Consider the following 23578-nt stretch of genomic DNA (forward strand, 5'->3'; position numbering starts at 1 on the left):
GGCTACCGCAGCCAGCGCTGCCAGCCGGCAAAGACCGCCACCAACAGGCACCCGCATCCGACGATCGCCAGCAGGTTGGCCGTCGCCACCAGCGTGGCCTGCTGGTCGATCTGCTGCGACAGCGTGGCCAGGGCCGTCGCCGACGGCACGCCACCCAGGCGGAACGGATCCACGCGATCGACAAGCTGCGTGCGCGCAACGGCCTCGCCGAACTGCAATCCCTGCGCGGCCAGCCCCGTCCCCGCCGCGGTCGCCAGTTGCCGCACGATGTTCTTGAACTGGTAGGCATGCGGAAAATCCTCGAGCGACGTCTCGAGGAACGACAACCGCGCCACCAACAGCAGCGTGAACGGTAGCGAAGCCGCCTGAAGCAGCAGCACCGGCATGATGCGCGCCATCGACAGATCAGTCTCGATACGCGTGGAGAACAGCCACGCGGCGGCGGCCGTCATCAGGTAGCCCAGCGCGAGGTAACGGCGCGTGCCCGGCAGCTGCATGCCATACCAGACGAACAGGATGGCCATGCAGACGCCGAACGCCTCGGTCAGCGTGAGAATGCGTCCGCTGGACTCGAACGTGAAGCCGAACCCCAGCTGCAGCAGGTTGGGAATCAGATAGTTCCACAGCCCCGCGAAGACCGCATAGATGGCATAGAACAGGACGCCGGTCTGGTATCGCCTGCCGCCAAGACGGCGCGGGCTGAGCCACGCATCGGGCCGCCGGCGCAGGCGCGCGAAGGCCAGCACCATGAGCACCGCGCCCGTGAGCGGCCATAGCAATACCTCGGGCGTATCGAGCGCGGTATAGATCCGCAGGTTGGCGAGCCCATGGATCAGGATCAGCGCCCCCGCGCCCAGCACGATCACGGTCAGCCAGTCCAGCGCCGCCAGCGTATCGAGGTCCGGCAGCACCGGCGGCCGCACGCGCCGCGGATAGGTGCAGGCAACGAGCAGCCATGTACATGCGATGACGACCGCCTGCAGCACGAAGATCATGCGCCAGCCCGCATCGAGCATCAGGATGGCCGTGGTCCACGGCGCGGTCGCATTGAGTCCGAGCGCGCCGATGACGAATGGCCAGAGCAGTTTCGCACGCTCCTGCGGGGCCGCCAGCAACTGGATGAGCGTGCGCGAGGCCGCGAACAGCCCACCCGCGCCAAGGCCCTGCACGGCCAGCGCCAGCGAGAGCTGCACCACGTTGTCGGAGAGCGCGCATAGCACGCTGCCCGCGATGGCGATGGCCAGCCCGAGCAGCGTAGCGCCGCGATAGCTGATGAAGTCCGCCACACCGCGCAGGATCAGGTTGGCGACGACGGCCGCGCCCGCGTAGGCGGCAAGGCACCACAGAAAATCGTCCGGCGTCGCATAGACCCCGGCACGGATATGCACGGCTCCCGTCGCCAGCATCGACGTCGCGATGAAGTCGACGCCGGTCGCGCACCCGAGGGCGAGACCGAGCGTAAAGACGGCGGGGCGCCCCAGCGTGGGCAGCGCGCTCAGTGGGACGGCCGGCATCCGTGGCTCCTGAAACCTGGTTCATGGAGCATATCGATGCCGCGCCGGCGCGTCAGTCGTCCGGTGGTCGCAGCGTTCCTACCTGATCGTATGGGTCTCGCCGTCAGGTGGCGGGTGCGTGCAGCGGAATCGTGAAGGAGAAGGTGCTGCCGTACGGGACCAGCGCGGCCGCGCGCAGCTGGCCGCGATGTGCCTCGATGATCGAGCGGCAGATTGCGAGGCCCATCCCCATACCGTTGACCTTGGTCGTGTAGAACGGCTCGAACACCTGCTCGGCCGCCTCCGCGCCGATCCCCACGCCGGTGTCGCCGACGCTCACCTCGATCGCATCGCCATCGACAATGCGCGTCGCGATGCGCAGGATGCGCGCGCGGCCCTCGATATCGCCCATTGCCTCGATCGCGTTGACGACGAGGTTGAGAATGACCTGCTGCAGCTGCACGCTGTCCCCGAACGCATGCGACGGCTCCGCGCCGAGTTCCAGCTGCACCGTCACGTTGCGCCGCGCGATCTCGCTGCGGGAGATCGCGAGGATATGGCGAATGGCTTCGTGGATATCCACGGAGGCCAGTACCGGCGCGGCGTTGCGCGTCAGGCCCTGCAGGCTGCGGATCATGTCGCCCGCGCGCTGGCCTTCGCTCGCGATGGCCACGAGCCCCTCGCGCGCATTGTCGATATCGGGCGTGGCGCGCGCGAGCCAGCGCAGGCTCGCCCCGGCGTTGGAGACGATCGACATCAGCGGCTGGTTGATCTCATGCGCGATGGACGCGGTGAGCTGCCCCACCGTGGTCGCGCGCGCGACGCGGGCCAGGTCCGCCTGCGCGTTGCGCACGGCATCTTCCGCCTGCCTGCGCGCGGTGATGTCCGTTACCGTGCCGAAATACCGCAGCGGTTCCTCGTCGCCCGACGTTGTGGCGTCGGGCGCGGCGTTTTCCGGCGGCATCGGCTTGCCGATCACCGCCACGTGCACGATCGACCCGTCGCGGCGCACGATGCGATGCTCCACCTGCACGGGCAGCCGCTGCGCGGTATTGATCTCGACCAGCCGCTGTATCGCGGGCCGGTCCTCGGGATGCATGCGCGACAGGAACACCTCGAATGGCGAATCGCGCTCGGTCGGGTCGAGGTCGTAGATGCGCAGAAGCTCGTCAGAGCAATAGAAGCGATCTTCGCGCAGGTCCCATCGCCAGCTGCCGGTATGGCTCACGCTCTCGCCCATCGCCAGCGTGGCCTCGCTCGTGCGGAGCTCGCGCTCCACGCGCTGGCGCCGTTCGTTCTCGACGAGCAGATCGTCATAGAGGCGGGCGGTGCGCAGGGAGATCGCGGCCTGCGCGGCCACGAGCTCCAGCAGGCGGGTTTGATCGAGCGTGAAGGCATCGCGCACGAGCCGGTTCTCGAGGTAGAGCGCGCCGATGACCTCGTTGTGCCGCACCATCGGAATGCAGATGGCCGAACAGTCCGGCTGCTGCGCGAGATACGGATCGATCGCGAACGGACTGGCGCGCGTCGACGCCCCGACCATTGCCACCTGTCCCGTGCGAGTGGCGGTATGGAACATCGACAGCGGCAGCATGTCGGCGCGCAGCTGGTCCTGCGCGATGCGGACGCGCACGCCATCGACCGCGGTATCGGCACACGCTTCCACGAGCGGCCCTTCCGGGTAGATGCGGATGAGCAGGCCGCGCTGCGCGGCCGCATACTCGAGCGCGATCGTCATCAGCTTGTCGATGAGCCCCTCGATCCGGATCTCCTCGGTCAGCGCGCGGGAGGCCTTGATCACGCTCTCGATATCGACGGTGTGAAAGCCTTCGCCAAGCTGCCACGTGCGCGGCTGCTTCGGATCGACGAGTTCCGGGAAGCGCGCCTCGAGCTGCCGCGCCTTCGTCATCGCGCCCCAGCGCACATAGGCATCGCGCGCGTCGCGGCGGTGCGCGTGCGCGGCGGCGGCAAGGCCCAGCGTGGCGCAGTGCTGGGCCGCGCGTTCGTGGGCGAGGGCCACGGTCTGCACGAACCCGTGCGCCGTCGCATGCGCGATCGCCTGCTCGTACTGGGTCATCGCGCGCATGGCGTCGCCTTCGCGCCGCGCGATCTCCGCCTCCACGAGCAGCGCCTTGTCCGTGAACGTGACCGGATTGACCGTGGCCCAGCCGCGAATCTTGCGCGCGTCGGCGCGCAGCGTATTCCATGCCTCGTGGTCGGGCTCGTCGGGCACGGCCGCGATGGTCAGCGCGCGCAGCAGGCGGAAGTCGAGCTGATGGATATGCGCCGGTGCGGACCACGCGAACGTGGCGGCGCGATCGAGGCACATCGCGGCCGCCTCGTGGCGGTCCGCGAGCAGCAGCATCGTCGCGCGGTAGAGCCAGTGCCAGAACTGGAACGTCGAGAGCCGCTCGCCGCGCGGCATGCCTTCGCCGTCGGGGCCCACCTCGTCGATCCAGCGCTGCGCGGCGGTGTCGTGCGCATCCACGCCCGCGCGCAGGCCATCGACGAAGCGCTGCTGTGCAAGCAGGATCGACTCGACATCGTGGAATCCTGCGCGCCGCACGAACTCGAGGCCGCGCGCGATCTCCACCGCGACGTCGTCGAGGCGGTCGCCACGGACCAGCATCGCGGCGACGACATGGCAGCACGCATAGCACGCGCTGGTCACGTCGCCGTGAGCAACGCCCGTCGCGAAACCCGCGCGCGCGCATTCGATCGAATACGACAGCGGCTGCGTCCATACGCTGAGCTGGTCGAGCGGCAGCTGCACGCGCGCCATATGGGCCGCGTAGCCATGATGATTGACGAGCCGCCGGGCCATCTCGCCATAGCGGAAGCCGTCCGAGTAGGCATCGAAGCGATGGCAGACCTGCACGCCGAGCCAGGCGAGCGCGGACGTGGCCGCGGCCGTCATGCCGTGCCGCAGCGTCAGCCGCAGCATCTGGCACAGGCTCAGGAAAGCGAGGTTCTCGTCCGTGAAGCTGGCCGGGACCATCAGCGCGGCCAGCAGGCTCATCGCGGCTTCGGTATCGGCATCGTCCATCACGGGCAACGCCAGCATCGCGTTCAGCGTGGCGGCCGCAAGCATGGGCTGGATGGTTGCGTACAGCGTATTGCAGGCGGTGGCGGACGGATGCGCGTGCAATTCGATGCCGAACAGGCGCAGACCCGCGATCGCGGTTTCCACCGCGAGCATGTTCTCGGACCGGCGCGAATGCATTTCCACCTTGAGCCGGTACACGCTCGCGCGCTGCAGCACGTCGCCAGGACCGTCGATCAGCTGCGTGACCAGCGCGAGCGCCGCGTCGAGGCGGCCCTGCAGGAACCAGCACATCGCCTGTTCCTCGCGCAGCGCGTGGTACAGGCCCTTGCCGTCCACGGAGGCTGCCGCCTGCTGCAGATAATCGAGGCCGTTGCTCACGTAGCGGAGCGCCGCGTCGTATGCGGCCGCACGCCGCGCGCGCTGTGCGGCGGCCAGAAGCAGCAGGGCCGTATCGAACGCCTCGGCATCCGACGATGCCATCGCGTTGGCCTGGGCCAGCAGGCCGGCCGCGCGAAACAGCACGTCGTCCCGCATGCCGTCGCCGCGCGCGTGGTCGCGGATATCGCCCGCGTACCCGGTGCCTTCGCCGGCAGAGAGCGCACGCGCGAGCAGCCGCCCGGCGCGCAGGCTCACGCGCGCGCGCGCGTCATCGTCGAGCCATGCATGCGCGGCCTCGAGGATGCGGTCATGCGCAAAAAGGTAATCGTGCCGCGTCGGTACCAGCAGACCCGCCGCGCAGGCCGGTGCGAGCCGCGCATGCAATGCCGCTTCGTCGATCGCGAAGGTGTCGCACAGCAGCGCGAACGACGAGACGCTGCCGAGGCAGGCCATGCCACCGATCAGCCGGCGCGTGTCGTCGGGCAGTTGCTGCAGATGTTGGAGGCTGTATTCGGCGACGTTGTCCGTGCACGTCCGTGCATCGATCTCGGCAAGGTCGTAGCGCCATCCGCTCGTCTCGGACCCGGCGTCCGCGGCATAGGCGATCAACCGTTCGTCGGCCATCGTCTTGAAGAACTGCCGCACGAAGAACGGATTGCCGAGCGTTTTCGCATGGACGACCTCCGCAAGCGGACGCATGGCGGCATCGGGCGCGCGCAGCGTCTGCGCAAGCATCGCCGCCACGGCATCGACGGGCAGGCCGGAGACGGGAATATCGTGCACCGCGACGCGCTCGCGCAATGCAGCCAGCGACGTGGCATCGGCGGTCCGCGCGGTGCAGACGAGCAGCAGGCGCAGCGGTCCCGTGCCGCCCGCGAGGCGCGAGAGCAGTTCGAGTGTCGGCCGGTCGAGCCATTCGATGTCGTCGATCAGCAGCACGAAGGGCCGGTCCGGTTGCGCGAACGCATGGATCAGGCACCGCATCGCCAGATCGACGTGCATGTCCGGTTCGACCGGCTCGGCGGAGGGCAACTCCGGAAACTCGTCCACGAGCAGCCGCAGCGCGGGCGCGATGCTCGACGCCACGCGGCCATAGGCGCCCAGTGCCTGCTGCAGGCGCATGCGCCACATGCGGACCGCGTCCTCGGGCAGGCCCACGATCTGGTGCACGAGGCCGCGGAACGCGTCGGCGAGAACGGCATAGGGAACGTCGCGCCGGATCGGATCGGCCTTGCCGGCCGCGCACCATACGCGCCGCTGCGGCATGCCCTGCGCGAACGTGCGCATCAGCGCGGACTTGCCAATGCCGGACGGCCCCGTCAGCGCCACGGCGATGGGCCGCGAGTTCGCGGCCACGCGCGTGCAGAGGTCGGCCATCCGCGCGAGTTCGGGCTCGCGCGCGAACAACTGGTCCGGCAACTCGAGGGCACCCGGCCGGTCGCGCGTGCCAGGCTCGAATGGATCGATGCGGCCGTCGCGGGCCAACGCTTCGGCGCAGCGCGCGAGGTCGGCTTCGAGGCCGGCCGCGGACTGATAGCGGTGTGCGGGACGCTTGTCGAGCAGCTTCAGCGCGATGTTCGCCAGCATCTCGGGCACATCGGGCGCGATCTCGTGCGGCGGTGCGGGCGTGCCCGCGACATGGCTGTGTATCCACTCGGTCAGGTCCGACGGATTCCGCGCGCTGAACGGCAATTGCCCGGTGAGCAGCTGGTAGAGGACCACGCCGAACGAGTACAGGTCGCTGCGGACGTCGATCGCATGGTGCGTGCGCCCCGTATGCTCGGGCGACATGTAGGCCGGCGCCTGGTCCGCGATCGTGATCATCGGGCCCGCGTTGAAGCCGCCCTGATAGTGGGTGCCGTTGCGGCTGCCGTTCTGGCTCGTGCTGCCATCGACCGCGTGCTGCGCGAAATCGAAGCGTCCCAGGCGACAGCGGCCGCCGGGCTCGACAAGCAGGCTGCAGGGCGTGAGCGAGCAGTGGACCAGGCCCGACTCGTGCGCGGCGCGCAGCGCGGCGCTGGCGCTGACGGCAATGGCCAGCACGCGCGCAAGCGGCTGGCGTTCGGCCATCAAGAGGGTCAGCGGGGTGCCGGTATGGTCGTCGTAGATCGCGGCCACGCCGTTGCGATAGCGCGCGAGTCCGCGTGGCTTGATGGCCCACTCTGGGCGCAGCAGCGCGCGGAGGCCGAACTCGTTCTCGAGCCGGCGCGCGGCCTCCGCTTCCACCTGTGCCGAAGCCGCATGGGCGAGCACGATCGTATGGCCGGTGCCGGGATGCACACCGCGCGCGAACGCGACGATGCCATCCTGATGGATGGTCTCGAAGCGGTACTCAGGTAACGCGATGGCGTCGGGCGGGGTGACGGGGGTAACGTCAGGCAGGCCTCGCTCCGGTAAGCCAATTCGTTCGCTCGTCATGATGCGGCGCAGGGCGTCAGGCGGTCGGTGGTCTCAGGCGTGGCAGCAATGCACTTTCGATGCAGCGGATGATATCAGTGTCCTGGAACGGCTTGTTCAGAAAGCACGAAGCGCCCGCGTCGCGGGCGCGCTGCTCGTAACCTTCCTGGGCAAAAGCGGTCATGAAGACCACCGGCATGTCGTAGCCGCGCGCGCGCAGCGCTTCGCACAATGCGAAACCGTTCATCGCGGGCATCTGGATATCGGTGATCAGGCATGCAATGTGGTCGATCGACGCGGACTGCAGCAATTCGGGGCCACTGCTGAAGAGTTCCACATCCAGGTCGAACGAGCGCACCAATCGTCCCATGGCATGCCTGACGGAAGCGTCGTCGTCGACGATGGCAATCACGGGGGTGGCAGTCACACAAAATCCTTCGAGTCGTCTTGAGCGATGACGAGGGGTCCGACGCCCTCCACCGCTTGCTGACAGGATAGTCCCGACGGCCTGCGGCCCATATCATACGGTGGTATTGTCGTCGTCCCGCCGACACACCGCGCAATCCGCCACACTCCACGCGGGTCGCAGAGACCCTGTCCCGGGGCACCGCCGCTACTCGCCCCAGAAGGGTGGCCGCTAATACCTTGGTATTACCCGTAACCATCTCGTTTCCCGCCCTCACGCGTCAGAAATTGTGCCGCATACCGAGTGCCACGGTCTGCGGATCCGCCCCCGCGCTGACGCCCAGTTCGTTGATCGCGAAGTCATAAATGGCCCGGCTGCGGTTGTTGATGCGGCTGTAATACGCGAACAATGCCGTGCGCTTGGAAAGCGGGTAATCGTAGCCGACCGTGAACTGCGTCGCGCCCGTGTCCGGACCGCTGCGGAAGAACCCGATCGTGTCCGTGGAGGAGCCGGTGCCATTGGCGGCCAGCGCGAAGCCGATGCGCACGCTGCCCACGCCGACCTGCTGGACCAGCGAGGCGTAGTAGGCGTTGCGCTGCAGATCGCCGGTGTCGGTCCGATAGTGCAGATGCTCGTAGACGGCGGCCACGCGCGTGCCCGTCAGAATCTGCCATGCCACGCCGAACTTGATGGCGTCGTCGTTGCGGCTGGCGGCCTGGTAATGCTGGTGCACTTCGTAGGCGACGGTCGCGTTCAGCGAACCCGAGTCGTAGACGACGGCCGCCGAGTACAGCGCCGGATTGCGCGCGACGATGGTCTTTTCCTCGGGCAGGCCCGCGCCGAGCCAGACGCTGACCGGACCGAACGATGGTGAACGGTACTGGACGATGTTCTTCTGCCGGCGGTCGAACGAGCTCGTGTCGTCGATATTGTTCGACGTCGAGGTGGACCCGTTCCCGATCAGGGCCATGTAGCCGGCCGTGGTCGGATAGTACGGGTCGTAGCCCATCGTCGATTCGGTATAGGGGGTGTGCCAGTGGCCCGCGAAGATCAGGCCATAGTCGCCCTGCAGACCCACGCGCGAGTTGCGGCTCGCGATGACGCCCTGGCCCGTGTCCAGCGACAGGTTGCTTTCGATCTGCCAGACCGCCTTGAACGTGCCGCCGAGGTCCTCCTCGCCGCGCAGCCCGAAGACCGAGCGGTAATTGGTCTGGCGCACCACGCTGCCGAGCGCGGTGCCGTCGGTTGCCGTAGTCGCCCGCGAATATTCGATCGCGGTGTTCAGGCGGCCGTAGACGGTCAGCGAACCGGCCATCGCGGACCCCGTGAACACCGCGGTGCCGCCGGCTGCCGCGAACACCAGCGCCTTCCTCACCTTTGTCGCCATCATCGCAGGGCGCTACCGGTCATGTCGGATGCCGCGGCGGCGCCGTGTCTGGCTTTGCGCTGGCGCAGGTCTTCCCATGCGATCAGCAGGAACGCGCCGCACAGGCCGAGGTGCTCGTAGAACGCGTTCATCAGCATGAAGCGCGCCTCGGGCGGCGCATCCCAATATCGATTGGCCATGAAGGTCGCGCCCAGCGTGAAGACGCCCAGCGCGAGCGCGCCGAGCCAGCGCCACACGCCGAGCACGATCATGAGCGGCGCCACCAGCTCCAGCGCGATGACGGCCGCCGCGGCCGGCACCGCGGGCGACACGCCGAAGTGCTGCATCTCGGCCACCGCCCCGCCGAAGTCGAACAGCTTGACGAGCCCGCCCTGCAGGTAGGCCGCGCAGATCAGCAGGAGCGCTAGCGTGCGCACCCAGTTGGGCAGGGAGACGCCGCGCATCAGAAGGCCCAGCACGAGCAGCCGAGGGCGCCCCAGAACGAGCTTTCGTCGCTCGCGGGCACACTCGATGTCCAGGCGCGCGCATGCGCGTGGCCGTGCACGCCGCACGAGGAGGCGCAGCCGCAGGCCGTGTTCAGCGCCAGCTTCGTCTGCGCCGTCGGGCGCGGCTGATAGCGGCTGCCATGGCGCGCGGGCGACCAGTCGGGCATCGCCGGGGGCAGTTCCGGCGAGAACTTGCCGAACTCGCCATCACCGTACACGACCTTGCCGCCGAGGATCGTCATCACCGAGGTAATGTCCTGGATGTCGTCGCCGGGCACGGAGAAGTAGTCGGCCGACAACACCGCGAGGTCGGCGAGCTGGCCCACGGCGATGCGGCCCTTCTTGCCTTCCTCGGACGAGAACCACGTATTGGCTTCCGTCCACAGGCGCAGCGCCGTCTCGCGGTCGAGCAGGTTGGCCTGCGGGTACATCGACATGCCGCCGACGGTCTTGCCGGTCGTGAGCCAGTACAGCGATACCCACGGGTTGTACGATGCCACGCGCGTGGCATCGGTACCGGCCCCGACCTTGACGCCGCGCTCGAGCATCTTCTTCACGGGCGGCGTGGCCTCGGCGGCCTTCGCGCCGTAGCGTTCGACGAAATACTCGCCCTGATAGGCCATGCGGTGCTGCACGGCGATACCGCCGCCGAGCGCCGCGATCCGGTCGATATTGCGGTCCGTGATGGTTTCCGCGTGATCGAAGAACCAGTTCAGGCCCGTGAACGGGATGTCCTTGGCCACCTTCTCGTACACGTCCAGCGCGCGCGAGATGGTCTCGTTGTACGTGGCATGCAGGCGCCACGGCCAGCGCTTCTCGGCCAGCAGGCGGATCACGGGCTCGAGGTCCGCTTCCATCGACGGCGGCATGTCGGGCCGTTCGACACGGAAGTCCTCGAAGTCCGCCGCGGTGTAGACGAGCATTTCGCCCGCGCCGTTGTGACGGTACAGGTCGTCGCCCTGGCCCGGCTTCACCGTGGACGTCCACGTCTTGAAGTCGCTGAGCTCTTCCTTCGGCTTCTGCGTAAAGAGGTTGTAGGCGAGGCGCACCGTGAGCTGCCCTTCGTCGTGCAGTTCCTCGATGATGTTGTAATCCTCTGGGTAGTTCTGATACCCGCCGCCGGCGTCGATCACGCCCGTCACGCCCAGCCGGTTCACCTCGCGCATGAAATGGCGCGTGGAGTTCTTCTGGTATTCGGGCGGCAGCTTCGGGCCCTTGGCCAGCGTCGCGTAGAGGATCGTCGCGTTCGGCTTGGCCAGCAGCAGGCCCGTGGGATTGCCGTGCGCATCGTGCACGATTTCGCCGCCCGGCGGGTTCGGCGTGTCCTTGTTATAGCCCACCGCGCGTAGCGCCGCGCCGTTGAGGATCGCGCGGTCGTACAGATGCAGGATGAACACGGGCGTGTCGGGCGCCACGGCGTTCAGTTCCTCGATGGTCGGCAGCCGCTTCTCGGCAAACTGGTGCTCGGTGAAGCCGCCTACCACGCGCACCCATTGTGGGGCGGGCGTGCGGTCCACCTGCGCCTTGAGCATGCGCATCGCGTCGGCGAGCGAGCGCACGCCGTCCCAGCGCAGCTCCATGTTGTAGTTCAGACCGCCCCGGATGATGTGCATGTGGCTGTCGATCAGCCCGGGAATCGCGCGGCGGCCGTTGAGGTCGATCACGCGCGTCTGCGGGCCGGCGAGCTTCATGATGTCCTCGCGCGTGCCCACGCCGGCAAAGCGCCCGTCTTGAATGGCCACCGCGTCCGCCTGCGGGCGCGAGCGGTCGAGCGTGGCGAACTTGCCGTTGACGAGGATCAGATCTGGCGTCTGGGACGAGGACATGGCAAAGATCTCCGAGGAAGCCGCCGCGCCGAGCGCGGCAGCCGAAGCAAGGAACTGGCGACGACGCATCAGCGCTCGATCACCGGTGCGTGCACGGGCGCGATCGACTCGTGCGGGGTGGCGGTGCGCTGGGCTGCCTTGTGTACCATCGTGTAGGCATAGTCCACGCCCATGCCGTACGCGCCCGAGTGTTCCTTGGCCACGGCCATCACGGCGTCGTACGTGTCGCGGTTCTTCCAGTCGCGCTGCCATTCCAGCAACACCTGTTGCCAGGTCACGGGCACCACGCCGGCCTGCACCATGCGCTGCATCGCGTAGTCGTGCGCATCCTTGGTGGTGCCGCCCGAGGCGTCGGCCACCATATAGATCTCGTAGTTGCCCTCGAGCATCGCGCACAGCGCGAACGTCGTGTTGCAAACCTCCGTCCAGAGACCGGCCACGACGACCTTGCGGCGGCCGTTCGCGGCCAGCGCGTCGCGGACCTTCTGGTCGTCCCACGAGTTCATCGAGGTGCGCTCCAGCGTCTTCGCGTTCGGGAACACGTCGAGCAGTTCCGGGTACGTGTAGCCGGAGAACGAATCGCTTTCCACGGTCGTGATCGTGGTCGGAACGTTGAAAATCTTTGCTGCCTTGGCCAGGCCGACCACATTGTTCTTGAGCGTCTGGCGGTCCATCGACTGCACGCCGAATGCCATCTGCGGCTGGTGGTCGATGATGATCAGCTGGCTGTTGTGCGGGGTCAGCACTTCGAGCTTGGGATTGGACATGGTGTCACTCCTTGCGACGGGTTGGGCAGGAACCGGAAGACTATGTGCGAGCCTCCTTCGCGACCATCCCCTCATCGTATTAGCGGCTTCCACTATCAGGAGGAGCGGCACACGTTTGTACAAAAACCGCACAGCCGTCCTATCGATGCCGCGGTGCGGCATGTACATTGCCAACGGGATCGCCAGTCGCGGTTCCGGGAAGATTCGCCGTCGCATCGACGGTTGCATAAGGAAAGGTGCTGTCATGACCCGCTCGAACCGCACGGACCCGGCCTCACGCCGGGACCCGCTGGCAGCGCTTGCCGCGTCGATCGCGCACGCCATGCGCGAACCGCTGACCGTGATCGGGCTCGAGGCGGGCGCCGCGCAGCGCGCGCTGCGTGGGGGTGAGGGCCAGACGGCGGGCCAGACGGCGGGCCAGATCGGCGACGACGAGGTCGCGGCGAACCTGCGGGAAGGCTTGCGCCGTATTCAGGAGCAGGCCGCGCGCGCGGAAGCACAGATCCGTTGCCTGCACGCCCTGATGCTGGCGGAGGGCGGACTGTCCGGTGGTGTGCCGGGGGACTGTCTCGCCCTGTTCGATCTCGGCCGTGCCATCGACGACGTGGTGCCCCTCGCGCGTGCCGCGGTATACAACGCGGGGTTCGACCTGCATGTCGAAGTCGAGCCATCGCTGGCGCGTGTGCAGGGCGAGCACGCGCGCGTCCAGCATGCGGTGCTGGGCCTGCTGGCGGAGACACTGGACGGTCTCGGCTCATGGACATCGGCGCCGCCGGGCGCGGGGCGGCTGGAGCTGGCCGCGCGCCGGGATGCGCATGGCAGCGTGACCATGGCGCTGACCCTCGATGGCGCGACACTCCGCAGTGCGGAGCTTCCGGTCATGCCAGTCTCGCCCGTCGGTGCGCGCGCGCATGCATGACTTCGCTGCATCCTGCTATCCTCTGGTGGTCTTATGCCGCACGACTTCCAGATTCTCATGCCCGCGATCGCTCCTCGAACGGCGCCCCCGCCGTTGCCTCAGGCGCCCGCCGCTGCCAGCGTGGACACTTTCGGCTGCACGGCCGACCGGCTTAGCGACGATCAGGCGCTGATCGGCAAGGACGTCCAGTTCTACCGCAAGAGTTCGCTCGGCAAGCGCGCGACGCAGGTCGTCATGCCCGCCACGGACCGCGGCGTGCTGCTTGGCGTATCGTTGCGCGGCGGCCACCGTCGCCGCATCTTCGATGGCCGGCATGCGAACACGCACGACTTCGACAACGGCGCGATCTACCTCCGCAGTCTCGCGGTGGAGTACAAGGCCGATTTCTGCAGCGACTTCGATTTCATGCTCGTGGAGATCTCGCGCGCGTTTATCGAGCGCGTGGCCCTCGAGCGCGGCGCGGGGACGGGCAATCTCCAGCCGATGGCCGCCCATGCCGATCCGGTGCTTGCGCATCTGGCCCACGCGATGGTGCCACTGCTGCAGCACCCGGAGCAGGCGTGCCAGCTGTTCGTCGATCAACTGAGCCTCGCCATCGGCGCGCATCTGGTGCATCGCTATGGCGGCGGCGCGGCATTGCCCGAGGATGGCGGCAAGGCGCTCAGGCGGCTGCCCCAGCGCAGCGTGGAGCGCGCCAAGGAAATGCTGGCCGCGCGCATGGACGGTAACCTGTCCGTCGGCGAGGTGGCCGACGCGTGCCAGCTCTCGCGCAGCCATTTCACGCGCGCGTTTCGCGAATCGACGGGACAGACACCCCACCAGTGGCTGATCGAGCGCCGGCTCGAGCGCGCCTATGGCCTGCTACGCAATACCGAACTGGCGCTGGCCGACGTGGCCGTGGCATGCGGCTTCTGCGATCAGAGCCACTTCACCCGCGTGTTCTCGCGCGCCACGGGCGTCACCCCCGGAGTCTGGCGCCGCGAGGCGGTTGGCAGGGAAATGCCCTGATCGGCGTCGGATCAGTCCGGCTGCGCCGTGACCAGGTCCAGCGCGCGCGCCATCGTGACGAGTTCCGCGAACGAACGCGCCTGCATCTTCTTCATCGTCTGCGCGCGGTAGGTCTTGACCGTCGCGGGGCTGATATCGAGCATGTCCGCCACCTGCTTGTTCGACAAACCGCGCGCGAGCAGCGTCATCGCATCGCGTTCGCGCGGGGTCAGGCTCGCGAAGCCGATCCGCAGGGCCGCCGTGCGCGCCAGTTCCGCGCGGCGCTGGACGTCGAGGTGCAGCGCTTCGAATACCGCATCGATCAGTTCCTGGTCGCGGAACGGCTTGGCGATGAAGTTGATCGCGCCTGCCTTCATCGCGGACACCGTCATCGGCACGTCGCCGACGCCGGACAGGAAGACGATGGGGGTATGAATGCCATCTTTGCGCAGGCGTGTCTGCAGCTCCAGGCCGCTGAGTCCGCCGAGCGAGATATCGAGCACGATGCAGCTAGGCTGTTCCGGCAGGGGCGCAGCCAGCAAGGCTTCGGCCGTCGTGTGCTGCACCACGCGCAGGCCTATCGATGCGAACAGACCGGACACCGCTTCGCGCACGGCCGCGTCGTCGTCCACGACGAGCACCAGGAACTCGTTCGCGGCGTCTTCGGTCCAGTCTGAGAATCGGTTGGTGGCTTCCATGTGTCGATACTTAAAGCTTTCGATGAAACTTTTCAAGAGTGATGAGTGGGGGAATCGATATTCGATACGTCGGCCGGGATGACGAACTGGAAGATCGCGCCCGCCGGGTGATTCGGCGAGGCCCACAGGCGGCCCGCATGCGACTCGACGATCGACCGGCAGATTGCAAGGCCCATGCCCAGTCCCTGCTCCTTGGTCGTGTAGAACGCTTCGAACAGTTGCTCGGCCTGGTCCGGCCGCAGTCCGACGCCCTCGTCGTGGACGGCCACGAGTACGCCCCCGGCCTCCGCCCGCGCGGTACGCACGAGGATCTCGCGGCGGCGCGGTCTGGCAACGCCTTCCGGCTCGGCGCTGGCCTCGATGGCATTCATCAGCAGGTTGAGCACCACCTGCTGCAGCTGCACGCGGTCGCCGGCCACGTGTGGCAGGTCCGTCGCCAGCGTCATGGCGATCGCGCAACGGCGCCGCGCGGCCTCGCCGCGCACCAGCGGCAGCGTGTCCCCGATGACCGCGTTCAGGTCCACGCGCTCGTATGCGGTAGCCGTCTTCTTGAGTAGCGCGCGCATGCCCACGATGACGGCGCTCGCGCGTTCGCCCTGCGCGGCCACGCCCTGCAGGGCGGCCTGCGCCTCGTCGAGGTTCGGCGGCGCGCGGCGCAGCCAGCGCATGGCCGCGCTCGTGTTGGCGATGATCGCGGCAAGGGGCTGGCTGACCTCGTGCGCGATGGACGAGGCCAGCGCGCTGAGCGTCATCACGCGCGAGACGTGCGCAAGCTCGCACTGCGCCTGCATTCGCGCGGCATCGGCGCGCCGGCGCTCGTGGTACAGGCGGCTGTTCTCGAGCGCGACGGCGGCCTGCGAGGCGAGCAGCTTGAGCATCGCGGCGCGGGCCGGCATGAACACGCGTGGCGCGAGCCGGTTCTCCACATACAAAATGCCGACCAGCGTGGCCTGGTTGAACAGCGGGAGGCCCAGCATCGAGCGGGGCCGATGCCGCTGCACGTACGGATCGTTCATATAGGCGGACAGATTGGGCGCGTTGTCCACGGCCACGCTCTCGCCGGAGGCGAGCACCTGCTCGATCAGCGGGATCGGCGCGGTGTCCGCTCCCAGCGGTGCGAGCGGTGCGACCGATGCAGTGGGGGCGCCGGCCTGGATACCCGCCTCGGCCTCCGCCTCGGGCGTTCGCACGACGATGCCGTTCTCGTCGGCGACGGCATCGGCCGCGAGACGCGGGCGGCCATCGCGCAGCAGGATCAGCATGCCGCGCGTGGCGCCGGCCTGCTCCAGCGCGGTGCGCATGAGCGTGTCCACAAGCTTGTCGAGGTGGATCTCGCGCGAGATCGCCTGCGATACCTCGAGCACGGTCGCGAGGTCCAGATGCTCCAGCGGGGCGCCGATGGTGCCGCCGAGCGGGCTCCCGATAGCGCCCGTCGGCGCGGGCGGGCGGTCTTCATCGGCCAGGCGCGGATACAGCGCATCGAGTTGCCAGACCTTGGCATCGGCGCCCCAGTGGCTATAGCAGCGCCGTGCTTCCCGCAGATACATCCGCGCGACCTTGGGCAATCCGCGCGAGAGATAGAAGCGCGCGGCCAGCTCGTTCGCAAGCGCCTGCAGGTGGATGTGTCCCTGATCGCGCGCGGCCTCGATCGCGGATTCGTAGCGCCGCATGGCCTCCATATCGCGACCGTCGCGGCCATCGAGCCGCGCGATCTCCGCCCCGACCAGCGCGGCGCGGTCGGCGAAGGTCGCCGGACAATGCGCGGCCCAGCTCTGGAGCTGGCGATGGTAGACGGCCAGCGACTCCCGCCGTTGCTGCGCGTCCGTGGCGTTGTCGCGCTGGGCGGCGAGCGCGAGGGCGGCGTAGAAGCAGTGCTCCACCTGTTCCAGGAACGACGGGCAGGACCAGAGCAGACGCTCGGCCTGGTCGGCCGCATGGACGGCGGCATCGATGTCGCCCGAGAAGAAACGCGCCTGCAGCCGGCGAATCCAGTACCAGCACGCGGCGAGCGCGAGACCAGCGTCGCCGGTGACACGCCCCGCGAAGGCGCTTTCATTGAAACCGCTCTGCCCGAATCCGCCCGCTTCGCCGGCTCCCTTGTCGGTGCCGGGCTCGTCGAACGAACCGAACACCGGCGTCAGGCCGCGCAGCGTGCGAATCAACTGCAGCTGCGGGGCAATGCGATCGGTCGCCAGACCAAAGCGTGCGTGGCGCGCATAGGCCAGGCCGGCCTCGGCCTCGGGCTGAACCGTCGCCAGCGCATCGCCGCCGACCAGCGCATGCGTGATCAGATTGTTGTGGATAAACGAAGCGTGGGTCACGTCGCCGATGCGGCTCATCACATCGAGCGCGCGGCGCAGCACCCCGGTCGCCACCGGCAACGGGTCGCGCCACGGCAGCACATGCGCGCCCACCACCTGATAGACGCGCGCCTGCACATTGGCTATGCCGCGCCGGTCCGCAAGCGCCATGGCCAGTTGCGCGAACGCGACATTCTCGGCATTGCCCGCGGCCGGCTCGAGGATCATCGCCAGCCACGCATAGCAGAGGGACGACGTATCGGCATTGCCGTGCGCAAGACTCAGGTTGACCATGCGCAGGATCACGCGCGTGCGCAGATACTCGTCGGTGTACCAGGCCGGCGGCATCAGGGCCGTGAGCACGTCCATGGTGCCCAGGGCCACGCGGTCGGTCATCGGCGGCAGGTCGAGCAGGTCGGCGACCGGCCGCTCCCCCAGCCGTTCGCGCAACCGCTGCCGCAGCAGGCGGAACTCATGCTGTACGTCCTCCGCGCGCGGATGCGCGGCCCATCCGCCCTCGGCGCGCTGGAGGTACTGCACGCCTACGGCGGCCGCGCGTTCGCGCTGGTCGCTCGCCATCAGCAGTTCGAGCAGCATGCGCGTTGCCGCGGCGAGTTCGAACAGGTTGGCGTTGGCATCGATCAGCGCGGCGAACCGGCGTTCGGCCTCCGGAATGTCGCGCGGCGGCGCGGCATCGTTGCGCCGCATGCCACCGGCCCGGTCGGCATGCGGCACGGCGCGGAATGCGGGATCGCGCGCGGCGCGCTCATAGCGGCCCAGCGGAAACGGGGCGATATCGCGCGCCTGCCGCCAGGCCTCGAGGCAATGCCGCAGGTCCGCGGCGAGACCCGCGGCGCTTTGATAGCGATCTTCGGGCGCCTTGGCCAGCAGCTTCATCACGATTTGTGCCACCGCGGCGGGAATCCATCGCCGGCCCTGATCGACGGGGGCGGGCTGGCGCGCCATATGGTTGTAGACCCAATCCTTCGCGTCGTGCGCGCGGAACGGCAGCGTACCGGCAAGCATCTCGTAGAACGTGATCCCCAGTGCGTACAGATCGCTGCGCGCATCCACGGGCAGGTCCATGCATCCCGTTTGTTCGGGTGCCATATAGGCGAGCGTGCCGGCAATCTCGTGGAGCGGGGCGGGCGCGTCGCCGCGGTCGGCCTCGTGCGTGGCGATGCCGAAGCCGGTCAGCCACGCACGGGCCTCGGCGGCGCCGTCAGCGGCATCCCGCTCCGTATCCACGAGGATATGCGCGGGCTTGATATTGCGGTGGAGCAGACCGGCGGCATGAAATCCGGCCAGGGCGGACGCGATCGGTACCGCGAGCCGCAGGAACCGGTCCACGTCCATCGACGTGCCGGTCAGGCGGCAGAGCGGCGTGGCGCCCGGGTCCTCGAGCAGCAGCACGCCATGGCCGCGCTCGCGATGCGAGGCCAGCGGGCGCGCCGCCCAGGCGCTGTCCAGCACGTCGCGCAGCGCGTATTCGCGCGCCAGGCGGCACAGCGTCGCGGGCGCCGGATTGTCGCTGTGCGTCCAGACCGCGAGCATGGGGTGCCAGCGTCCCTCCGCGTCGGGACGGCGGAACTTGCCGAAGATGACGTCGGCATCTTCCCAGAAGATCTCGAAGCCAGATTCGCGGCGTGCGTCCAGAAATGAAGAGGCGTACATCGTCCAAGCGTCAGCTACCCACACAACATCCGTCACTCGCGGATGGAACCGAGGCAATCGCCTGCAAAGCAAAACTTTTACTTCGCAAGCTTTTAACAGGGGTCAGGGTTGTCCGATGACTTTCCCCTGATGCCAGCGCGGTCTTTCGGCGCGTCCGGCAACGGTGCGACTGCTTTTGCAATGGTAGTCGTTGGGCAAACTTTTAATTCAAAAATATTGAACATTGACTTCGACACGAACCGGGCTCGATTCGGCGGTATCAGCCTATATTGCATCCCTGGTCGCTCAGATTATGCAAGCACGCATTGAGCCGAATTGAATAACATTGCACGGAGCCAGCATGCCATCCGCCAGCCAGCCACCTTCCCCGAAATACCACCTGCCCGCGTTCGCGTTCGTCGCGGGGTTCATTGACGTCATCGGCTTTATCGCGCTCGCGGGTTTGTTTACCGCACACGTGACCGGCAACCTGATCATGATCGGCGTCGCCTCGGTCGGCCATGCGGAGTCCCTCGCGCTCAAGGTCCTCGCGCTGCCGACGTTCGTCGTGGCGGTGGCGCTCGTGCGCATCACGGAAAAGCGCCTTGCGGCGCGGCAGCCCCATGCGGTGGCGATGCTGGTCGCCATCGAATGCCTGCTGCTGGCGCTGTTTGCCGTTGCCGGCATCGCGCTGACCGGCAGCACGGGGACGGCTGCCGTCTGGCTCGGCACCGCGACCGGACTGCTCGCGGTCACTGCGATGGCCGTGCAGAACGCACTCTCGCGCACGGCGCTGGCCGAGCTCGGTCCCACGACGATCATGACGGGCAATACGACGCAGGTGGTGATCGATGTCGTGGACCTGCTGTCCGCGGCGCCGGAAGAGCGTGCCGCGATTCGCGGGCGGCTGGCGAAGATGGTGCCGGGCGTGCTCGCGTTCGCGGCGGGAGCGATTCTCGGGGCGCGGCTGTATTTGTGGGTCGGTTACTGGGCCGCCTGGGTGCCGGTGGTCGTGCTGGCCACACTGAGCGGCACGCGCGTGCGGGCGGTCGGCGCGGCGAAATCTATTGCATGAAGCGATTGCATGAAGCGATTGCATGAAGAGAAGGCACGGTTGCCGGATTCGCATCGTTCGATGCGGTCCGGTCCGGTCAATCCGACGCTCAGCCGACGCTCAGCCGCCGCTCAGCGCGCGCTCGATGCAATGGATCAGATCGTCCTCGTCGAAAGGCTTCGAGAGGAACTGCGTCGCACCCGCGGCGCGCGCATTCTGTTCCATGTTGTCGCCAGCGAAGGCGGTCATCAGGATCACCGGCACTTCGCAGCCACGCGCACGCAACGCCTGGCACACGGCAAATCCGCTCATCGCGGGCATCTGTACGTCGCTGATGATGCAGGAGAGCGTATCGATACACGGCGCATCGAGCAGGTCTGGACCGCTCGCGTAGAGTTCCACGCGAAAGTCGAACGAGCGCAGCAGACGGCCAACCGCCACCCGAACGGCCTCATCGTCATCGACGATGGCAATGGCATGCGTAGTAGCGGAAGCGGTCGGTGACATGACACCGGAGACAGCAATCACACGGAATCCTTAAGGCTCCTCAGGGCGATAGCAGCGTTGTCGTGTCGTGACGGCTGCTATCTGAGGTGAGCATACTGGCACGCGACATATCTGGGTATCCCACAATTGGGTACTGTTCGCTCGTGGAACGAAGCCCCTGCCACCGTAACGTGCCACATGCGACACCGGTGCACAGCATCCGATCAGTGCGCTTCGTCCTTCGCGGGCGACTCGCGCGAGGCCAGCGGACCGGGCGTGCCCGTGATCTTCGGCACGCACTCCGCGTGGAACCACGCGACTGTAACCGGCTCGCCCGCCAGCATGCGTTTGATAGGCGGAACCACCTGTTCGCCGATCAGCATGCCGAGCAGCCCGATAAGCGCCACTGCGGGCGGCGCGGGCGAACGCACCTGCATCAGTGCATAGATGATGCCGACGAGCACGCCGGCACCGAGGGAGACGAGATAGAGTTTCATGGTTCGAATGCGAATAGTGTGAATGCGAATGACGCGCTGTAACGAACACTTGCTCAGGCAGCGGGCAGACCCACGCCGAGCAGATGCCGCACGCGCGGCGGCTCACTACCCGAGTGGAACTGCGCGATATCGCGCTGCACGTCGGCATCGGCGTTCGGCACACGCCGGTGCTGGCGCAGATGCTCGGCCCACGATTCCACGAGGAACCATTCGGTCATGAGGTCGGGGTCCGCGGGGTCTTCCATCACGCCCCAGTTGAACGCCCCGTCCCGCAGGCGTTCCTCGGATAGTTTGTAGACCGCGCGCAGGAAGTCGTCGCGATTGGCGGGCGTGACGCGGTATTCGATCAGGATCATCACCGGTCCGCGATCGTGCGTGATCCGGTCGGCCATGCCATCGGCCATTTCCGGTTCGGGCCAGTGCTGCGCGGGAACCAGGTCCTCCTCGCCGCGCGGCAGGCGCACGCGATGGAGCAGCGAGGCGGCGATCGCAAGGCCGATCGCGGCCATTAGCAGCGCGTGCGGCGTACCGAGCGCCTGCGCGACGAAGCCCCACAGCAGGCTGCCGCCCGCCATCGCGCCATTGAACACCATCTGGTAGACCGCGAGCGCGCGGCCCCGCACCCAGTTGGGCAGGATCGCCTGCGCGGCGCCGCCGAGCGTGGTGAGCGCCATGATCCACGCGGCACCGAGCAGCAACAGCAGCGGCAGCGCGAGCCATACGGGCGGCGCGAACGACAGCACGGCCATGACCACGGCGGTGACGGCGGCGGAGAGCAGCACCATGCCGTCGGCATCGAGCCGCTTCTGCAGCGGCGGCATGATCAGCGCGCCGGCAATCGCGCCCGCGCCCACCGCGCCCAGCAGCACGCCATACAGGCCAGCGCCGCCATGCAGCAGTTGCCGTGCGACGAGCGGAAGCAGGGCCCAGATGCTGCTGCCGAACGCGAAATGCACGGCCGCGCGCAGCAGCACGATATGAAGCTTGCTGTGCGCCCGCGTGAAGCGCAGGCCCGCGCGGAACGCGCTGAAGAAATGCTCGCGCAGCGGATCGGGCGGCTGCACGGGGCGCCGCCACCAGATCAGCGCGCCGATCACGAAGAGATAGCTGAGCAGGTCGGCCCCATACGTCGCCGATGCGCCGAATGCGGCCAGCAGCAGGCCGCCGGTGGCGGGACCGATCGCACGCGCGATATTCACGCCGAGCGCGTTCAGCGCCACGGCCTGCCGCAGGGTGCTCGGCGGGACCAGTTCGGGCACGATGGACTGCCACGTCGGTCCCATCATCGCGGCACCGATGCCGCCCACGAATGCGAGGCCGATCAGCAGTTCGATGGTCAGCGCGCCGCGCCACGCGAGCATCATCAGCGAGCCGCTGACGATCGCGAGACCGATCTGGATGACGATGAGAAAGCGGCGGCGGTCGAGGATATCGGACAGCACGCCGGCGGGAATCGCGAGCAGGAATACCGGCAGCGTGGCCGCGGCCTGGATCGTGGCGACTGCCGCGGGCGAGGTCGACAGGTCGGTGGCGAGCCACGCGCTGGCAACATCGCGCATGAAACTGCCGATGTTGCCGAGAATGGTGGCCACCCACAGGATGGCGAACGTCGGTTGCGCGAGCGGTGCGAAAGAGCCCGCGGCAGGTCTGGCGGTCGTCGAGGTCATGTATGCGGGTGGCGTCTTGGTTGCAATCAGGTGTTGAGGAATGCCAGCAGTTCGGCGTTGATTTCGTCGGCGCGCACCACGCACATGCCGTGCGCACCGCCCTTGACGACCTTGAACGTCGCGTTCTTGACGATCTTGGCGGACAGCGCGCCAGCGTCGTCGATCGGCACGATCTGATCGTCGTCGCCGTGCAGGATCAGCGTCGGCACGTCGATCTTCTTCAGGTCCTCGGTGTAGTCCACTTCCGAGAACTCCTTCACGCACAGGTAGTGGCCCAGCACGCCGCCGGTCATGCCCTGTGCCCAGAAGTTGTCGATGGTGCCTTGCGACACCTTGGCGCCCGGGCGGTTGAAGCCGAAGAACGGCAGCGCGAGTTCCTGATAGAACTGCGAGCGGTTGTCGGCGACGCCCTTGCGAATGCCGTCGAACACCTCCATCGGCAGGCCGCCGGGGTTCGCTTCGGTCTTGAGCATGATGGGCGGCACCGCGCCGATCAGCACGGCCTTGGCGACGCGCTTCGTGCCGTGGCGGCCGATGTAGTGCGCGACTTCGCCGCCGCCGGTCGAGTGGCCGACGAGCGTGGCGCCCTGGATATCCAGCGCGTCGAGTACGGCGCCGAGGTCATCGGCGTACGTATCCATGTCGTTGCCCTGCGCGGGCTGGTCCGAGCGGCCGTGGCCCCGGCGATCGTGCGCGATCACGCGGAAACCCTTCTGCACGAGGAACAGCATCTGCGCGTCCCAGGCGTCGGCGTTGAGGGGCCAGCCGTGGGAGAAGACGACCGGGCGGCCGCTGCCCCAGTCCTTGTAGAAAATGCGGGTACCGTCCTTGGTGGTGATGTAGCTCATGGCGATGGATCCATTGAAGTCATGGGAGGGGATGGTCAGACTAGACCTCGGACTGGGCCGCAACCATTGGCCCTTCGTATTAGTCGGTCGACCCATAATCGAGGTTCGTGAAGCCTCCGCCGCGAGAGCGGCGGACTCAGCCAATGGTATGGGTGGCAGTGACGGCGGCAGTGTGTTGAAATGCACGCCGGACGGTCGGGGTGGCCGTCCCTGGCGGCTGCATTGTGCCGCCCGCACCGCTGTATATAATCCGCACACGACGCCCACGAGCGGAACGGAGAGAA

Annotated in this window: 16 protein-coding genes; 3 read left to right on the forward strand and 13 right to left on the reverse strand. The window is 67.7% G+C overall.

Annotation, left to right across the window (positions count from 1 at the left end; genetic code table 11):
* Positions 1–2: 2 nt before the first annotated feature.
* The 7 genes from FOB72_RS27880 to FOB72_RS27910 form a co-directional block, all read right to left on the reverse strand.
* On the reverse strand, positions 3–1514 hold the full coding sequence (locus tag FOB72_RS27880) for an MFS transporter (protein ID WP_150376286.1): 1512 nt from the start codon (positions 1512–1514) through the stop codon (positions 3–5).
* A 103-nt stretch (positions 1515–1617) separates the two neighbouring features.
* Positions 1618–7335 (reverse strand): AAA family ATPase, encoded by a 5718-nt coding sequence (locus FOB72_RS27885; protein ID WP_150376288.1) that lies wholly within the window; start codon positions 7333–7335, stop codon positions 1618–1620.
* Positions 7336–7351: 16 nt separating this feature from the next.
* The gene (locus FOB72_RS27890) at positions 7352–7741 is read right to left on the reverse strand and encodes a response regulator transcription factor (RefSeq protein WP_150376290.1); all 390 of its coding nucleotides are present in this window, start codon (positions 7739–7741) and stop codon (positions 7352–7354) included.
* Positions 7742–8000: 259 nt separating this feature from the next.
* The gene (locus tag FOB72_RS27895; protein WP_263364844.1) at positions 8001–9083 is read right to left on the reverse strand and encodes a porin; all 1083 of its coding nucleotides are present in this window, start codon (positions 9081–9083) and stop codon (positions 8001–8003) included.
* A 23-nt stretch (positions 9084–9106) separates the two neighbouring features.
* Positions 9107–9550: a DoxX family protein gene (locus FOB72_RS27900; RefSeq protein ID WP_150376294.1), complete on the reverse strand. Its 444-nt coding sequence runs from the start codon at positions 9548–9550 to the stop codon at positions 9107–9109.
* Positions 9550–11418, reverse strand: a complete 1869-nt coding sequence (locus tag FOB72_RS27905; RefSeq protein WP_191002286.1) for an amidohydrolase — start codon at positions 11416–11418, stop codon at positions 9550–9552. Before FOB72_RS27905 ends, FOB72_RS27900 begins: the two co-directional genes overlap by 1 nt.
* Positions 11419–11486: 68 nt before the next feature.
* Complete coding sequence (locus FOB72_RS27910; protein WP_150376296.1) at positions 11487–12185, reverse strand: hydrolase; 699 nt, start codon at positions 12183–12185, stop codon at positions 11487–11489.
* Between the two features lie 244 nt (positions 12186–12429).
* On the opposite strand from FOB72_RS27910, the gene FOB72_RS27915 reads away from it, so the two are divergent.
* Positions 12430–13104, forward strand: a complete 675-nt coding sequence (locus FOB72_RS27915) for a hypothetical protein (RefSeq protein WP_150376298.1) — start codon at positions 12430–12432, stop codon at positions 13102–13104.
* A gap of 57 nt (positions 13105–13161) precedes the next feature.
* Complete coding sequence (locus FOB72_RS27920) at positions 13162–14112, forward strand: helix-turn-helix domain-containing protein (protein WP_150376300.1); 951 nt, start codon at positions 13162–13164, stop codon at positions 14110–14112.
* Positions 14113–14123: 11 nt separating this feature from the next.
* Here the strand turns inward: FOB72_RS27920 and FOB72_RS27925 are convergent, their stop codons facing one another.
* Together FOB72_RS27925 and FOB72_RS27930 are read right to left on the reverse strand one after the other, a co-directional pair.
* Positions 14124–14789: a response regulator transcription factor gene (locus FOB72_RS27925; protein WP_150376302.1), complete on the reverse strand. Its 666-nt coding sequence runs from the start codon at positions 14787–14789 to the stop codon at positions 14124–14126.
* Between the two features lie 32 nt (positions 14790–14821).
* Entirely contained in the window at positions 14822–18763 is a 3942-nt protein-coding gene (locus FOB72_RS27930) for an ATP-binding protein (RefSeq protein ID WP_150376304.1), read from the reverse strand.
* Between the two features lie 340 nt (positions 18764–19103).
* On the opposite strand from FOB72_RS27930, the gene FOB72_RS27935 reads away from it, so the two are divergent.
* Positions 19104–19817, forward strand: a complete 714-nt coding sequence (locus FOB72_RS27935; protein WP_150376306.1) for a YoaK family protein — start codon at positions 19104–19106, stop codon at positions 19815–19817.
* 99 nt (positions 19818–19916) lie between these two features.
* On the opposite strand, the gene FOB72_RS27940 is transcribed toward FOB72_RS27935, so the two are convergent.
* The 4 genes from FOB72_RS27940 to FOB72_RS27955 all read right to left on the reverse strand — a co-directional run bounded on the left by FOB72_RS27940 (position 19917) and on the right by FOB72_RS27955 (position 23294).
* Positions 19917–20303 carry a response regulator transcription factor gene (locus tag FOB72_RS27940; protein ID WP_150376308.1) on the reverse strand — a complete coding sequence of 129 codons (387 nt, stop codon included), beginning with the start codon at positions 20301–20303 and terminating at the stop codon, positions 19917–19919.
* 203 nt (positions 20304–20506) lie between these two features.
* Positions 20507–20779 carry a XapX domain-containing protein gene (locus FOB72_RS27945; protein WP_150376310.1) on the reverse strand — a complete coding sequence of 91 codons (273 nt, stop codon included), beginning with the start codon at positions 20777–20779 and terminating at the stop codon, positions 20507–20509.
* A gap of 53 nt (positions 20780–20832) precedes the next feature.
* On the reverse strand, positions 20833–22446 hold the full coding sequence (locus tag FOB72_RS27950) for an MFS transporter (protein WP_150376312.1): 1614 nt from the start codon (positions 22444–22446) through the stop codon (positions 20833–20835).
* A gap of 26 nt (positions 22447–22472) precedes the next feature.
* Positions 22473–23294, reverse strand: a complete 822-nt coding sequence (locus FOB72_RS27955) for an alpha/beta fold hydrolase (RefSeq protein WP_150376314.1) — start codon at positions 23292–23294, stop codon at positions 22473–22475.
* Between the last annotated feature and the right edge of the window lie 284 nt (positions 23295–23578).

It is taken from the genome of Cupriavidus pauculus, from assembly GCF_008693385.1.
GTDB classification, from domain to species: Bacteria; Pseudomonadota; Gammaproteobacteria; order Burkholderiales; family Burkholderiaceae; genus Cupriavidus; species Cupriavidus pauculus_D.

What these genes read in the sequence shown, in the direction of transcription:
- FOB72_RS27930 (WP_150376304.1), bottom strand. Translation starts at nt 18,763, where the DNA reads ATGTACGCCTCTTCATTTCTGGACGCACGCCGCGAATCTGGCTTCGAG.
- FOB72_RS27885 (WP_150376288.1), bottom strand. Translation starts at nt 7,335, where the DNA reads ATGACGAGCGAACGAATTGGCTTACCGGAGCGAGGCCTGCCTGACGTT.
- FOB72_RS27940 (WP_150376308.1), bottom strand. Translation starts at nt 20,303, where the DNA reads ATGTCACCGACCGCTTCCGCTACTACGCATGCCATTGCCATCGTCGAT.
- FOB72_RS27945 (WP_150376310.1), bottom strand. Translation starts at nt 20,779, where the DNA reads ATGAAACTCTATCTCGTCTCCCTCGGTGCCGGCGTGCTCGTCGGCATC.
- FOB72_RS27880 (WP_150376286.1), bottom strand. Translation starts at nt 1,514, where the DNA reads ATGCCGGCCGTCCCACTGAGCGCGCTGCCCACGCTGGGGCGCCCCGCC.
- FOB72_RS27955 (WP_150376314.1), bottom strand. Translation starts at nt 23,294, where the DNA reads ATGAGCTACATCACCACCAAGGACGGTACCCGCATTTTCTACAAGGAC.
- FOB72_RS27935 (WP_150376306.1), top strand. Translation starts at nt 19,104, where the DNA reads ATGCCATCCGCCAGCCAGCCACCTTCCCCGAAATACCACCTGCCCGCG.
- FOB72_RS27950 (WP_150376312.1), bottom strand. Translation starts at nt 22,446, where the DNA reads ATGACCTCGACGACCGCCAGACCTGCCGCGGGCTCTTTCGCACCGCTC.
- FOB72_RS27905 (WP_191002286.1), bottom strand. Translation starts at nt 11,418, where the DNA reads ATGTCCTCGTCCCAGACGCCAGATCTGATCCTCGTCAACGGCAAGTTC.
- FOB72_RS27925 (WP_150376302.1), bottom strand. Translation starts at nt 14,789, where the DNA reads ATGGAAGCCACCAACCGATTCTCAGACTGGACCGAAGACGCCGCGAAC.
- FOB72_RS27900 (WP_150376294.1), bottom strand. Translation starts at nt 9,550, where the DNA reads ATGCGCGGCGTCTCCCTGCCCAACTGGGTGCGCACGCTAGCGCTCCTG.
- FOB72_RS27915 (WP_150376298.1), top strand. Translation starts at nt 12,430, where the DNA reads ATGACCCGCTCGAACCGCACGGACCCGGCCTCACGCCGGGACCCGCTG.
- FOB72_RS27910 (WP_150376296.1), bottom strand. Translation starts at nt 12,185, where the DNA reads ATGTCCAATCCCAAGCTCGAAGTGCTGACCCCGCACAACAGCCAGCTG.
- FOB72_RS27920 (WP_150376300.1), top strand. Translation starts at nt 13,162, where the DNA reads ATGCCCGCGATCGCTCCTCGAACGGCGCCCCCGCCGTTGCCTCAGGCG.